The 12,854-nt window shown below is 66.1% G+C and carries 14 protein-coding genes; 8 read left to right on the top strand and 6 right to left on the bottom strand.

Annotated features, from left to right (window positions below):
* Positions 1-112 precede the first annotated feature (112 nt).
* The 3 genes from ACT17R_RS04115 to ACT17R_RS04125 all read left to right on the top strand — a co-directional run bounded on the left by ACT17R_RS04115 (position 113) and on the right by ACT17R_RS04125 (position 2,935).
* A complete protein-coding gene (locus tag ACT17R_RS04115; RefSeq protein ID WP_003040485.1) occupies positions 113-595 on the top strand; it encodes a peroxiredoxin in 483 nt (160 codons plus the stop codon).
* Positions 596-680: 85 nt separating this feature from the next.
* The gene (locus tag ACT17R_RS04120; RefSeq protein WP_003040488.1) at positions 681-2,165 is read left to right on the top strand and encodes an AMP nucleosidase; all 1,485 of its coding nucleotides are present in this window, start codon (positions 681-683) and stop codon (positions 2,163-2,165) included.
* The gene (locus tag ACT17R_RS04125; RefSeq protein WP_444809029.1) at positions 2,162-2,935 is read left to right on the top strand and encodes an SDR family NAD(P)-dependent oxidoreductase; all 774 of its coding nucleotides are present in this window, start codon (positions 2,162-2,164) and stop codon (positions 2,933-2,935) included. The genes ACT17R_RS04120 and ACT17R_RS04125 overlap by 4 nt, the downstream gene beginning before the upstream one ends.
* Positions 2,936-2,941: 6 nt before the next feature.
* On the opposite strand, the gene ACT17R_RS04130 is transcribed toward ACT17R_RS04125, so the two are convergent.
* Entirely contained in the window at positions 2,942-3,430 is a 489-nt protein-coding gene (locus tag ACT17R_RS04130) for an SRPBCC family protein (RefSeq protein WP_444809030.1), read from the bottom strand.
* Positions 3,431-3,472: 42 nt separating this feature from the next.
* Between ACT17R_RS04130 and ACT17R_RS04135 the strand changes: the two genes are divergently transcribed.
* A complete protein-coding gene (locus ACT17R_RS04135) occupies positions 3,473-3,799 on the top strand; it encodes an ArsR/SmtB family transcription factor (protein ID WP_444809031.1) in 327 nt (108 codons plus the stop codon).
* A gap of 46 nt (positions 3,800-3,845) precedes the next feature.
* Here the strand turns inward: ACT17R_RS04135 and ACT17R_RS04140 are convergent, their stop codons facing one another.
* Positions 3,846-4,952, bottom strand: coding sequence for a fatty acid desaturase family protein (locus ACT17R_RS04140; protein ID WP_444809388.1), 1,107 nt, complete (start codon positions 4,950-4,952; stop codon positions 3,846-3,848).
* Between the two features lie 118 nt (positions 4,953-5,070).
* On the opposite strand from ACT17R_RS04140, the gene ACT17R_RS04145 reads away from it, so the two are divergent.
* The 4 genes from ACT17R_RS04145 (at position 5,071) to ACT17R_RS04160 (ending at position 9,915) form a co-directional block, all read left to right on the top strand.
* On the top strand, positions 5,071-6,240 hold the full coding sequence (locus tag ACT17R_RS04145; protein ID WP_444809032.1) for an N-acetyltransferase: 1,170 nt from the start codon (positions 5,071-5,073) through the stop codon (positions 6,238-6,240).
* Positions 6,241-6,320: 80 nt separating this feature from the next.
* Complete coding sequence (locus tag ACT17R_RS04150; protein ID WP_444809033.1) at positions 6,321-7,757, top strand: DUF1800 domain-containing protein; 1,437 nt, start codon at positions 6,321-6,323, stop codon at positions 7,755-7,757.
* A 3-nt stretch (positions 7,758-7,760) separates the two neighbouring features.
* Positions 7,761-8,894: a DUF1501 domain-containing protein gene (locus tag ACT17R_RS04155; protein WP_444809034.1), complete on the top strand. Its 1,134-nt coding sequence runs from the start codon at positions 7,761-7,763 to the stop codon at positions 8,892-8,894.
* A gap of 94 nt (positions 8,895-8,988) precedes the next feature.
* The gene (locus ACT17R_RS04160) at positions 8,989-9,915 is read left to right on the top strand and encodes a class II glutamine amidotransferase (protein ID WP_444809035.1); all 927 of its coding nucleotides are present in this window, start codon (positions 8,989-8,991) and stop codon (positions 9,913-9,915) included.
* Positions 9,916-9,918: 3 nt separating this feature from the next.
* Here the strand turns inward: ACT17R_RS04160 and ACT17R_RS04165 are convergent, their stop codons facing one another.
* The 4 genes from ACT17R_RS04165 to ACT17R_RS04180 form a co-directional block, all read right to left on the bottom strand.
* Entirely contained in the window at positions 9,919-10,911 is a 993-nt protein-coding gene (locus ACT17R_RS04165) for a cyclic nucleotide-binding domain-containing protein (protein ID WP_444809036.1), read from the bottom strand.
* Positions 10,908-11,678 (bottom strand): exodeoxyribonuclease III, encoded by a 771-nt coding sequence (gene xth / locus ACT17R_RS04170; protein WP_062900668.1) that lies wholly within the window; start codon positions 11,676-11,678, stop codon positions 10,908-10,910. The genes ACT17R_RS04165 and xth overlap by 4 nt, the downstream gene beginning before the upstream one ends.
* 39 nt (positions 11,679-11,717) lie before the next feature.
* Positions 11,718-12,059, bottom strand: coding sequence for an iron-sulfur cluster insertion protein ErpA (gene erpA / locus ACT17R_RS04175; RefSeq protein WP_040589381.1), 342 nt, complete (start codon positions 12,057-12,059; stop codon positions 11,718-11,720).
* A gap of 90 nt (positions 12,060-12,149) precedes the next feature.
* Positions 12,150-12,779, bottom strand: coding sequence for a M23 family metallopeptidase (locus ACT17R_RS04180; protein ID WP_003040511.1), 630 nt, complete (start codon positions 12,777-12,779; stop codon positions 12,150-12,152).
* Positions 12,780-12,854 lie beyond the last annotated feature (75 nt).

Below are 12,854 nucleotides of genomic sequence, written 5' to 3' on the forward strand. Positions count from 1 at the left end.
CGACGAACGGCGGGGTCCATTGTGCAATGTGAACGCTCCGCCGCTTGACTCGCGGCGGCGCACACCCAATGTCTCGCCCGCACAAGACCCCCCTCAACGAAAGGATGCCAGCATGACCATCACTACCGGAGACTCGCTGCCCGACACCAAGCTGGTGAAGGTCACCGAAGGCGGCCCCGAACAGGTTTCGGCCGCCGATTATTTCAAGGGCCGCAAGGTTGCGCTCTTTTCGGTTCCAGGCGCTTTTACGCCGACCTGTTCGGCCAAGCACCTGCCCGGCTTCGTCGAGAAGGCAGCCGAACTCAAGGCCAAGGGCATCGACGAAATCGTCTGCACCGCGGTCAATGACGCCTTCGTCATGGGCGCCTGGGCGAAGAATGCCGGCGCGACCGACAGCGTGACGATGCTCGCCGATGGCAATGGCGATTTCGCCGAAGCGGTCGGGCTGACCATGGATGGCAAGGCGTTCGGCATGGGCAAGCGCGGCCAGCGTTTCTCGATGGTCGTCAACGATGGCGTCGTCGAGCAGCTCAATGTCGAAGCCCCGGGCGAATTCAAGGTGTCGAGCGCCGACCATATGCTCGAACAGCTTTGAGCGGTTTGCGGATTGAAATGAGGGGCGGCGCGGCGCGGCGCCGCCCCCCTTTCCTTTTGTCATATTTTCGTGCAACAGCGTCGCGATGACATCAGAATCATCGAACGAAAATATCGCCGACCCCACCACCCTTGTCGAAGGGGTCATCGCCGAACTTCAGTCGCGTTTCCGCACGTCGGTCGGCAATCTCAAATCCGCCATCGCCGCCTTCGTCCGTGACGGCACCTTGCCGCCCGCCGACGCCGCCGCGACCGGCCTGTTTGACTATCCGGCGCTGCGCCTCGTCACCAATGGCGAGTTTCGCGAAGGCCAGGGCGGCCACAACCTCGCCTTCGGTCATTTCGAGCGGGCGGGCGAGTTCGTCACGACGGTAACGCGCCCCGATCTGTTCGAGGCCTATCTGCGCGAACAGCTGACCCTGCTCGTCCGCCACTATGAGGTGACGCTGGAGGTGACGCGCACCGGGCAGCAGATCCCCTTCCCCTATGTGCTCGACGCCAGCGACGGGTCGGACATGGGCCGCGTCACTCCGCTCGAACTCGCGCGCCACTTTCCCACCACCGAGCTCGCCGATATCGGCGACGAGCTGGCCGACGGCCTGTTCGGCTTCGACCCCGCGGCGGCGCAGCCGCTCGCGCTGTTCGACGCGCTGCGCACCGATTTCAGCCTCGCGCGCCTGCGTCACTATACCGGCACCGCGCCCGAGCATTTCCAGCGCTATATCCTGTTCACCAACTATCACCGCTATGTCGATGAATTCGTCGCCTGGGCGGGGGCGCAGGTCGGCAAGGGACGCTACACCGCGCTCGCCGGTGCGGGCGGTCTCTATGTCGACGAGCCGGATATCAATGCCAGCGCGCTCGCGAGCGACAGCGCATGGCGACGGCACCAGATGCCCGCATATCACCTGATTGCCGAGGGCGGCAGCGGCATCACGCTCGTCAACATTGGCGTCGGCCCCTCGAACGCCAAGACGATCTGCGATCACCTCGCGGTGCTGCGGCCCGAGGCATGGATGATGATCGGCCACTGCGGCGGGCTGCGCCCCAGCCAGCGGATCGGCGATTATGTGCTCGCCCACGCCTATCTGCGCGACGACCATATTCTCGACAGCGTGCTGCCGCCCGAAATTCCGATCCCGCCGATCGCCGAAGTCCAGCAGGCGCTGGCGAGCGCCGCCGAGGCGGTGTCGGGAACCAGCGGTGCCGACCTCAAGAAACGGATGCGTACCGGCACCGTCGTCACCACCGACGACCGCAACTGGGAATTGCGCTTCACCGATTCCGCGCTGCGCTTCTCGCAGTCGCGCGCGATCGGCATCGACATGGAGTCAGCGACCATCGCGGCGCAGGGCTACCGCTTCCGTGTGCCTTACGGCACCTTGCTGTGCGTGTCCGACAAGCCGCTCCACGGCGAACTCAAGCTGCCGGGACAGGCCAACCGTTTCTATGAAGAAGCGATCGCGGCGCATCTCCAGATCGGCATCCGCACCTGCGAATTGATGCACGACGAGGGCGCCAAGCTGCACAGCCGCAAACTGCGCGCGTTCAACGAGCCGCCGTTCCGGTGACGCCGGCAGCCGCCCTTTCGCGCTCCGTCGCGGGCCGCGTCGCAATCGTCACCGGCGCCGCGAGCGGAATGGGGCGGGCGACCGCGCTGCTGCTAGCGCGCGAGGGCGCGAAGGTGGCGGTCACCGACCTTGACCCTGCCGCATGCAAGGCCGTTGCCGCGGAAGCCGGCGACGGCGCGCGCGCCTTCGCGCTCGACGTATCGGACGGCGAGGCGATCAAGCGTGTCGTCGCCGACGTCGCGGCGCATTTCGGCGGCATCGACATCCTTATCAACAACGCCGGCGTGTCGAGCTTCTGCCCGCTCGATTCGGGTGACGATTACGATGAGATCTGGCACCGCGCGATCGCGGTGATGCTGACCGCGCACCAGCGGATGGTGCGCGCGGCGCTGCCGTGGCTGCGGCAAAGCGACGCGCCGCGCATCGTCAACATTGCCTCGACCGAGGGACTGGGCGCGACGCCCGGCGACACGCCCTATGTCGCGGCCAAGACGGGCGTGACCGGGCTGACGCGTGGGCTGGCGGTCGATCTGGGCAAGGATGGCATCACCGTCAACTGTATCTGCCCCGGCCCGATCCGTACCGCGATGACCGACAAGGTGCCCGACGCGGACAAGGCGATCTTCGCACGGCGCCGCACCGCGCTGCGCCGCTATGGCGAGCCCGAGGAGGTCGCGCATGTGACGCTGAGCCTCGTCCTGCCCGCGGCTAGCTATATCACCGGCGCGGTGATCCCCGTCGATGGCGGGCTGATGGCGCGCAACGCATAGACGGCATCAGACATAGAAATCGGCGCGCAGGTTTATGCCGCGTTCGACCCAGAGTTTGAGCGCGCAGAGCATCTGCGTCCAGCCGTGACAATTGCCGTAGCTGCCGTCGAGCGCCGCCTGCGTTTCGCGCCAGCCGCCCTCGGCGATCTCGACCAGTGTGCGGCCGTCATCGAGCGGCTTGAAGGTCATCGTCACGCGGGTACGGTAAGCGGCGTCCGCCATCGTGCCGCCCTCTACCCCCGGCGCCTGGCCTTCATAGGCCGCCCATTCCAGAACGATCTTCTCATCCTGCACCACCTCGATCACATGGACCGGAAAGGCGCCGGGATAATCGTGGAAATCCCACGTCACCACCGCACCCGTCTCGATCCGCCCCTGCGCGCCGCCGGTGGTGAAATAGCGCGAAAGCTGCGCGGGATCGGCAACCGCCTCGAACACCTCATGCACCGGCTTGGCGATGCGCGCCGCGACCCTGAATTTCAGTTCCATTTTCATTCTCCGCTTGAGTCGCATTCAATTATGTTATAAATTTATAACATGTCAATCCACGACGATTTCGACCGCATCTTCAAGGCGCTCGCGCACGGCGTGCGGCGGCAGATTCTGGACGATCTGAAGGATCAGCCGCTCACGACGGGGGCGCTGTGCGACCATTTCGCCGATCTCGACCGATGCACGGTGATGCAGCATCTGAAGGTGCTGGAGGAGGCGAGGCTTGTCATCGCCGAACGTCGCGGCCGCGAACGCTGGAACCATCTGAACGCGATGCCGATTCAGGACATCCACGACCGCTGGATCGGCCCGCATGCCGCAGCGGCGGCCGCGCAGCTTGCGCGGTTCAAGCAGGCTGTCGAAACGCAGTAGAAGCAGTCGCTGCCGGCCCTATTTCGAGCGACCGCGCGGCCGACGGTCAGCCAGCCACGCCCTTCGCCGAACCCGCGACCAGGTTCATCACCAGCTTCGGCAGGCTGCGGTAGTTGGCGGCATGATATTGCGAATCGCCGGGCAGCGCTGCTTGCAGGCGGCGGTGCGCCTCTGGCAACGCGTGATAGGGAACGCCGGGCAGCAGATGATGCAGCGCGTGATAGCGCAACCCCACCGGCGCCCACAGCTCGGGGAGCAGGCCCGGCGGCGGGACGTTGACGCTGTCGAGGAACTGCGCGGTTACGGTCAGCACCTCTCCGTCATTTTCCCACAGATGCGCAACGAGCGTGCGGATCTGGTTGAGCACGAGGCTGGCCGCCGCAATCGCGCCGAAGATCAGCAGCGCGCGCAGCGGCACCCAGCCGAACACGCCCGCCGCGATCAGCAGCGTCGACCAGGCCCAGGCCCCGCCCTCCTGCCACGCCCACTGGCGGCGGAAATCGCCTTCGGGCGGGCGGCGGCGGAACATCGGGTTGATGATCATCCCCGAATAGCGCTCCATCACCACGCGGCGGAGCGGCGGGATGACGAACGACAGCGGGGTCAGCACCGCAAAGCGAAAGAGCAGCGCCAGCGGCGCAAAGGCGGCCGCGACGACGAACAGCGGCACCGTCCACGGCTTCATCAGCGCCAGCGGCAGATATTCGGGATCTTCTACCGTGCCATATTTGGTGCGGTTGTGGTGGAGGCTGTGGATGCCTTCGTAAAGGAAGGAAGGGATAAGCAGCGGGATACCGACGAGCAGGTTCCACACGAGCCGGAAACCGGGCAGCGCGTTTTTGCGGATATGCGTCAGTTCATGGATGAAGCTGCCCGCGCGGTAGAGCGCGACGACGGCGATGAGCGCCGCGGCGAGCATCCATGCGGTCGATGGTGCCAGGATCGCAGCCGCGACACCGGCATAGCCGATGAATGCCGAACCGAGGAAATCCACCCAATAGATGCGCGCGTTCGGATTGACGAGATCGCGCGTCAGCTCCGAGGCCGCGCGAATCATCGCCATATCGTCGGCAATCGCCGATTTGGGCGTCTGGGTGGCCGGGGCCGCGGGGGGAGTCGCGATCCGTTCGGCAGCGGGATTGGTCGTCATCATGCCGGCGTCTTCACCATGATTTCGTGGCAGCATGATGGCCGAATACGGGTCGCCAGCGCCACAGCTATGCCCTAATGCGTCGCCACAAATATAGGCACCGTCATTCAGGAAACCAGCCATGGCCGCACATTCGCAAGGTCCCGTCTCCATCCATCCCGTCAAGGACAAGGCGGACAAGCGCGAATTCGTCGAACTGGCCTTTCGGCTCAACCGCGGCGATCCCGCCTGGGTGCCGCCGCTGAAAAACGAAGCGTTCGACCTGTTGACGCCAGGCAAGAACCCCTGGTTCGAACATGGCAAGGCGCAGCTGTTCCTCGCACGCCGCGACGGCCGCACGGTGGGACGCATTTCGGCGCATGTCGACTTCCTCGCGCTCGAACAGCCGGCGAGCCAGGGCATGGGTCCGGGGACGGGCAATTGGGGGCTGCTGGAGGCCGAGGATGCCGAGGTCGCGCACGCATTGATCGTCAGCGCCGAAGACTGGCTGCGCGGCCAGGGAATGAACCGCGCGCTCGGCCCGCTGTCGATTTCGATCTGGGACGAACCCGGGCTGCTGGTCGAAGGCTTCGAGACGCCGCCGACGATCATGCTCGGCCACAACAGCCCGCTCTATCAGGGGTGGATCGAGGCCGAGGGCTATCGCCCGGTCAAGAAGCTGTTCAACTATGCGGTCGATATCGTCGACGGCTTTCCGCCGCTGGTAAACCGCATCGTCGCGGCGGGCGAGAAGAACGAGCGCATCCGCATCCGCCGCGTCGACAAGCGCAAGTTCGATGCCGAGGCGCAGCTGATCATGGGCATTTTGAACGACGCCTGGTCGGACAATTGGGGTTTCGTTCCGCTGACCGACAGCGAAATCGCCTATGTCGGCAAGAAGCTGAAGGACATTGTTTTCGAGGATCTGATCCGCGTCGCCGAAGTCGATGGCGAGGCGGTCGCGTTCATGATCGTGCTGCCCGATCTCAACGAACTCTTGATCGGGATGGACGGATCGTTGTTCCCCTTCAACTGGGCGCGGCTGCTTTGGTGGCTGCGCAAGCCCAAGAGCAAGCGGCTGCGCGTGCCGTTGATGGGCGTGGTCAAGAAGTTGCAGAACAGCCGCATGGCGAGCACCCTCGCCTTCATGATGATCGAATATATCCGCCGCGACGGCGTCGCCAAATATGGCGCCGAGCAAGGCGATATCGGCTGGGTGCTCGACGACAATCAGGGGATGAACGCAGTCGCCGACGCCATCAACGCGACGGTCAACCGCGTGTATCAGCTTTACGACAAGCCGCTATCCTGACGCGGCGGGCCGCCATTCTGCTGGCATGATTTTGCGACAAAGGGCGGGCAGCTTCGGGGTCTGAACCCGAAGGATGCGCGATGCCCAGCCTTTATCTTGCCGCCAACCGCTTCGGCCTCGGCCGCCGCTTCGACGATCCCGCGACCGACGATCCGCAGGCCTGGCTGCTGCGACAACTTGACGACTATGACCCGGTTCCCGCACCGATCGCCGCCTTGCCCGGCCGCGCCGCCATCGCCGCCGCCTATGTCGAATATCAGGACGACCGGCGAGCGATGCGCCGCAATGCGCCGGATGATGTCGCCCAGAAGGACGGCACAGGCACGGCGATGGCCCCCGAACTGCAACGCTTGTCGCGCTCGGCAATCCGCACCCATTATGTCGATGCTGCCGCCGCGCGGCTTGCCAATGCGGTCGCGACGCCAACGCCCTTCCCCGAACGGCTCGTCCACTTCTGGTCCAACCATTTCGCCGTGTCGGCCGACAAGCTGCCGGTGATCGGTTTTGCCGGCAATTACGAGTTCGAGGCGATCCGCCCCCACATCATGGGCAAATTTTCGGATCTCCTGATCGCGGCGGTGCGGCATCCCGCCATGCTGCTCTATCTCGATCAGGCGCAAAGTTTCGGGCCCGACAGTCCGGTGTCCGACCGCATCCGCGCGCGCGGGCGGCGGCAGGCGCCGGGGCTCAACGAAAATCTGGCGCGCGAGATCATGGAATTGCACACGCTGGGGGTGCGTACCGGCTATACGCAGGCCGACGTCACGGCCTTTGCCAAGGTACTGACCGGGCTGACCGTCGCCGGGCTTGGCCGCGGTGCCGGGCAGCGGCTGATGCCTGCGGGCGCGGCCGACGGCGACACCGTCTTTATCGCACCGCTGCACGAACCCGGCGCGCAGTCGATCATGGGCAAACGCTATGCGCAAGGCGGCGCGGACCAGGCGGAGGCGGTGCTGCTCGACCTCGCGCGACATCGGGCAACCGCGCGGCATATCGCGACCAAGCTGGCCCGGCATTTTTCCGGCGACACGCCTGCCCCCGCGCTCGTTGCGCGGCTTGAGGCCGATTTCCTTCGAACGGGCGGCGACCTGACCTCGCTCTACCGCACGCTCGTCGCCGCGCCCGAGGCATGGGCGGCCGCCCCCGCGATGTTCAAATCGCCGTGGGACTGGACCGTATCGGTGATGCGAAGTCTGAAACTGCCGGCGCTTGGCGACCGGCAGAATGTCCCGGCGCTGTTCACCCAGCTCGGCCAGCCGATCTGGCGCCCCGGATCGCCCGCCGGCTATGACGATCTGGTCGCGACCTGGGCCGGATCGGCGGCGCTGATGCAGCGCGTCGAGCTCGCCAGCCGGATCGCCGGTCGCATCGGCGACCGCGTCGACGCCCGCCAGCTCGCGCCGCTGATCCTTGCCGACGCCTTGACGACGCAAACCGCGCAGGCGGTCGCCCGCGCCGACAGCCCCGGCCAGGCGCTCGCGCTGCTCTATGCCAGCCCGGCCTTTCTGCGGAGATAGACGATGACCCTCTCCCGCCGCCATATGCTCATCAGCGGACTGACCGTTGTCGCCGCCGGTGCGGTGCCGCGTTTCGCCTATGCCGCCGCGGCGACGCCGCGCCGGCTGGTGTTCGTGATCCAGCGCGGCGCCGCCGACGGCCTTGCGATCGTCGCACCGACGGGCGATCCCGCCTATGCCGCGGCGCGCGGCGCGCTCGCCGAAGATGGGGGCGGCGCCAGCCTCAATGGCCTGTTCACGCTGCACCCGGCACTCGCCGCCGGTGCAGACCTCTATCGCGCCAGGCAGGCGCATTTCGCGCACGCCGTCGCCACCGCCTATCGCGACCGGTCGCATTTCGACGGCCAGAATGTGCTCGAAGGCGGTGGCTCGCGTCCCTATGAAAAGAGCGACGGCTGGGTCGGAAGGCTGCTGACGCTGCTGCCGCCCGCCGAGCGCGAGGCGCTCGCGATTGCGCCGGCGGTGCCGCTGGCGCTGCGCGGCAGCGCCCCCGTCGCCACCTACGCCCCTAGCCGCCTGCCGCAGGCCGACGCCGATCTGATCGCGCGACTGTCGGCACTCTATGCCGACGACGCGCTGCTGCACCCGCTGTGGGACAGCGCGGTCAAGACGCAGGAGCTGGCGGGCGACATTGGCGGCAACAATGGCCGCAACGGCGCCGACCTCGGCAAGCTCGCGGCATCGCTGATGCTTCCGGCCGACGGCGCGCGGGTAATGATGATCGAAACCGGCGGCTGGGACACGCACAGCGGCCAGCGCGGGCGACTGACGGCGCAGCTTCGCGGGCTCGACCAGCTTGTCGGCGCGCTGCAAGTCGGGCTTGGCGCGGCGTGGAACGACACGCTGGTCGTGGTCGCGACCGAATTCGGGCGCACGGTTGCGGTCAACGGCACCGGCGGCACCGACCATGGCACCGGATCGGCGGCGATGTTCTTCGGCGGTGCGCTGGCGGGCGGGGGGCCGGTCGCGGGCGGGATGGTCTCGGCCGACTGGCCCGGGCTGAGCGCCGCAAACCGCCTCGACGGCCGCGACCTCAAACCGACGCGCAGCCTCGAAAGCGTGATCGGCGCCGCGATCGCGCATCACTATGCGCTTGATCCGGCGCGGGTGATGCAGACGCTCTATCCCGACGCCTGAGGCCATGGTGCCATCGCGACGGACGGGGCTGGCGGCCTTTCATAACGGCCCGAATGGTGTAGGCTGAACGCGAAGCAGCGGGCGGGGACCGATCATGTGCCGTGCGATGATGTATCTGGGCGAACCGGTGCAGCTCGACGATCTGTTGTTCAAGCCCGATTCCAGCCTTGTCAATCAGGCCTATATGCCGCGCATGTTGCACATGCTGAATCTCGCCGGGTTCGGGATGATGGCGTGGGATTCGACCAGTTTCGTGCCCGATGTGCCGCACCGTTACCGATCACCCTCGCTGCCAATTTTCGACGGCAATCTGAAATCGCTGGCGATCAAGACGCGCGCCGAATGTGTGATCGCACATGTCCGCGGGGTGCCCTATTCGACCAGCGTCAAGGTGAGCGAACAGAATACCCACCCCTTTCATTTTCCCGGCGCCGCGGTGGCGATGGCGCATAATGGCGACATCTATCGCATCGGCGATCTCAAGCGCACGCTGGCGGAGGCAATCGCGCCCGACTTGCTCGCGCAGATCTCGGGATCGACCGACAGCGAATGGGTCTATGCGCTGCTGCTATCGCAGCTGGGCGACTGGCGCGCCGAGCCCGCGCCCGATGAACTGGTGGCCGCGGTCCAGCGGACGGTGGATCTGGTCGAGGCGGCGCGGCGCCGGCACGGCATCGCCATCTCATCGAGCTGCAATCTCTTTCTGACCACCGGCCGCCAGATATTGGGGCTGCGCCACTGTTTCGATTTCGGCCATTACCGCACCGGATCGCCCGACCAGCTCCACGAAGCCAATATGAACTTCCTGTCGATGTGGTTCACCACCGGGCGCGACTACGGTTTGCACGATGGCGAGTGGCAAATGTTCGGCGGCGAAGAGGAACCGCGCGCGATCATCATCGCATCCGAACCGCTTTCGTCGAACAGCGCGACATGGATGCCGGTGCCCGAATATGCGATGGTCCACGCGGTTATGGACGGAAAGCGGCCCGATTTCCGGGTGATCCCGCTGGAGCGCTAGCGCCTAAGCGGCGACGGAATGTCCGCGGCGCATCGCCACGATCCGGGCCTCGACCTGATCGAGCGTATCGAGCGCGGTCACGAGATCGGCGTTGACCGACGTACCGAGCTCGCGCGCTAGGCTGTCGCCGGTCGCCAGCAGTTCGGAAAAGATCGCGTGATCGAAAGCCAGCAGCGTGGTCTGCTCGCTGCTACGCAGCACCCGGTCGTGCGGGCTGTCCAACAGCGCGGGGGCCAGCCCGACGAGTTGCCCCGGTCCGGTCACGGTGAGCTGGTAAATGCCCGCGCGATGCGGCAGCGCGCTGCGCACCGCGCCGCGCACGACAAGCCAGATGCACGCGGGATCGCCGCCCGGCGCGGCCAGATCGCGATCGGCGGCCACATCGACACGGCGACCGGCATTCCAGAAAGCGAGCCGCTGGGCCGCGCTCATCGCCGCGCAGCAGGGCAGCCGCGCCAGAAAGACTTCGGCGGCGAAATCATCTTCGGCGACAGGCGGGAGCGCGCGCTGCGGGCGGGCGGCAAAACTGTCCGGCCAGCGCTCGAGGAGCGCGGCAATGTCGCCGGTCTTCCCCTGGATGCGCTGCGCGATCGCACGGCCGAGGGCCGCCTGCAATTGCAGCGATGCCGGCCGAAGCTGCGCCAGCGCGGCGCGAAATTGTTCGGCCGGCAGGTGCCAGGTCGCCACCGGCCCGCGCGCGATGCCCATCGCCGACCGCCGAAGATCGCGGCCGATCAGCGCCATGTCGCCGATCACCTCGCCCGGCCCGGCCTGGGCCAGCGTGGCGAGCCCGCCACCGGGCAGCCGTTTGCCGATTTCGACGCGGCCGTCCGCGATCAGATAGAGACCGTCGGCGCGCTCGTTCTGGATCAGGATCGCCTCGCCGTCGGCGAAGTGGCGCGGCGCAAAGGCGGTCGCAAGTTCGTCGCGTTCGGCGTCTCCCAGTCCGGCGAAGAGCGGGACGTCCGCCAGTTGATCGGCGGACAGCGGCGTCATGCAAAGGTGGCCCAGGTTGGCGCGTGGTCGCTCGCCTTTTCGCGGCCGCGATACGCCTTGTCGACCTGCGCATCGATCAGGCGGTCGGCCATCGCGGGGCTTAGCAGCAGATGGTCGATGCGGAAACCATGGTCGCGCTGCCACCCGCCGGCCTGATAATCCCAGAAGGTCCAGACATGCCCGGCCGGATGGCGGCTGCGGATCGCATCGGTCCAGCCATCGCCGAGAATTCGGAACCACGCGTCGCGCGATTCGGGCTGCATGAGCGCATCGTCCGCCATGCCGCGCACGTCCCACACATCGTCATCGTGTGGGATGACATTATAGTCGCCTGCCAGGATCGCGGGAATTTCGCTTGCGAGCAGCGCCTTCGCGCGTTCGCGCAGCCGGGCCATCCAGCGCAGCTTGTAATCGAATTTGGGGCCGGGATGCGGATTGCCGTTGGGAAGATAGATCGCCCCGATGCGGACGCCGAAAACATCCGCCTCCAGATAACGTGACTGTTCGTCCTCGGCCTCGCCGGCGAGTCCGCGCTGCACTTCGACCGGATCGGTCCCCTTGGCGAGGATTGCGACGCCGTTGAAGCCTTTTTGCCCGTGATAGAGGAAGCCGTAGCCCGCCGCCTCGATCTCCTTGGTCGGCATCGTTTCGTCGCTCGATTTCAGTTCCTGCAGGCAGACGACATCGGGCTGCGTTTCATCGAGCCATTCGACAAGACGCGGCATCCGCGCCTTGATCCCGTTGATGTTGAAGGTGGCGACTTTCATCGCCCCGCTATGGCAGGAAGCGCGCCGCTTAGAAAGGCGTCAGATCGAGAAGCTGGAGCCGCAACCGCAGCCCGAGGCGGCGTTGGGATTTTCGACCTTGAACGAAGATCCGCCGAGCGAATCGACAAAATCGACGATGCAGCCGCGCAACAGATCGAGGCTGATCGAATCGACCACCAGCTTGACCCCGTCGGTTTCGGTGACGCGGTCATCGGCGTCGATGCTTTCAGCCAGACCGAAGCGATAGGTGAAGCCCGAACAGCCGCCGCCGTCGACTGCAAGGCGCAGTGCAGGTTCCACGCCGCCCTTGCGTTCGGCGATCCAGCGGACGCGCGCCGCAGCGGCGGGAGACAGGGTGATATCGTCGATCTGCGTGGCCATCCTGTGAAGATAGGATTGCTAGCCCCAAAAGAAAAGGGCGCCCCGGCCGCTGGCCTGGGGACGCCCCTCCTCTCCGACCCAGAGAAACTGTTACTCGGGACCGCCCATGGCCAGCTTGTCGCCGGTGAGCGCCGCGATCGTCATCGAATCCGACCGCACGAACGGCATCGGGTTGACCGGTTCGCCGTCGATGCGGACTTCGTAATGGAGATGGTTGCCGGTCGAGCGGCCGGTCGAACCGACATAGCCGATGACATCGCCCTTCTTCACCTGCTGCCCGGGCTGCACGACGAAGGACGACATATGGCCGTAGCGCGTCTCGATCGCGTTGCCATGTTCGATTTCGACATAATTGCCGTAGCCGCCGAGGCGCTGGGCGCGGCCGACAATGCCGTCGGCGGTGGCGTAGATGGGGGTGCCATAAGGCGCCGGAATGTCGACGCCATTGTGACGCGCGAGCTTGCCGGTAATCGGGTGGACGCGCATGCCATACGAAGACGAGAGCGACATCTGCTCGATCGGACGGCGCGACGGGATCGCGATGCCAATATTGGCCGTCAGCCCCGTGTCGAGACGCTTCCACGCCTGAAAAATCGCATAGGCTTCGCTGTCGTCGCGCTGCGTCGGTGCCCCCGGGACGCTGTCCTCATCGGGTTCGTCGGGGACGACGATGCCCGCGTCGCTGCTGCCTTCGACCGCATGTGCAGCCGGAACAGTCATGCCTGTCAGTGCCAAGGCACCGAAAACAAGACCAAATCGGAACTTTTGCCCCAGAGAAGCGTTTCGCACGTATCG

Origin of the sequence: Sphingopyxis sp. Q841 (assembly GCF_052384365.1) — a bacterium.
In the GTDB taxonomy this organism is placed as follows: domain Bacteria; phylum Pseudomonadota; class Alphaproteobacteria; order Sphingomonadales; family Sphingomonadaceae; genus Sphingopyxis; species Sphingopyxis terrae_A.

Coding starts and splice junctions, on each gene's coding strand:
- ACT17R_RS04165 (WP_444809036.1), bottom strand. CDS start 10,911: ATGACGCCGCTGTCCGCCGATCAACTGGCGGACGTCCCGCTCTTCGCC.
- ACT17R_RS04180 (WP_003040511.1), bottom strand. CDS start 12,779: ATGACTGTTCCGGCTGCACATGCGGTCGAAGGCAGCAGCGACGCGGGC.
- ACT17R_RS04120 (WP_003040488.1), top strand. CDS start 681: ATGACATCAGAATCATCGAACGAAAATATCGCCGACCCCACCACCCTT.
- ACT17R_RS04140 (WP_444809388.1), bottom strand. CDS start 4,952: ATGATGACGACCAATCCCGCTGCCGAACGGATCGCGACTCCCCCCGCG.
- ACT17R_RS04160 (WP_444809035.1), top strand. CDS start 8,989: ATGTGCCGTGCGATGATGTATCTGGGCGAACCGGTGCAGCTCGACGAT.
- ACT17R_RS04155 (WP_444809034.1), top strand. CDS start 7,761: ATGACCCTCTCCCGCCGCCATATGCTCATCAGCGGACTGACCGTTGTC.
- ACT17R_RS04150 (WP_444809033.1), top strand. CDS start 6,321: ATGCCCAGCCTTTATCTTGCCGCCAACCGCTTCGGCCTCGGCCGCCGC.
- ACT17R_RS04130 (WP_444809030.1), bottom strand. CDS start 3,430: ATGAAAATGGAACTGAAATTCAGGGTCGCGGCGCGCATCGCCAAGCCG.
- ACT17R_RS04115 (WP_003040485.1), top strand. CDS start 113: ATGACCATCACTACCGGAGACTCGCTGCCCGACACCAAGCTGGTGAAG.
- xth (WP_062900668.1), bottom strand. CDS start 11,678: ATGAAAGTCGCCACCTTCAACATCAACGGGATCAAGGCGCGGATGCCG.
- ACT17R_RS04135 (WP_444809031.1), top strand. CDS start 3,473: ATGTCAATCCACGACGATTTCGACCGCATCTTCAAGGCGCTCGCGCAC.
- erpA (WP_040589381.1), bottom strand. CDS start 12,059: ATGGCCACGCAGATCGACGATATCACCCTGTCTCCCGCCGCTGCGGCG.
- ACT17R_RS04145 (WP_444809032.1), top strand. CDS start 5,071: ATGGCCGCACATTCGCAAGGTCCCGTCTCCATCCATCCCGTCAAGGAC.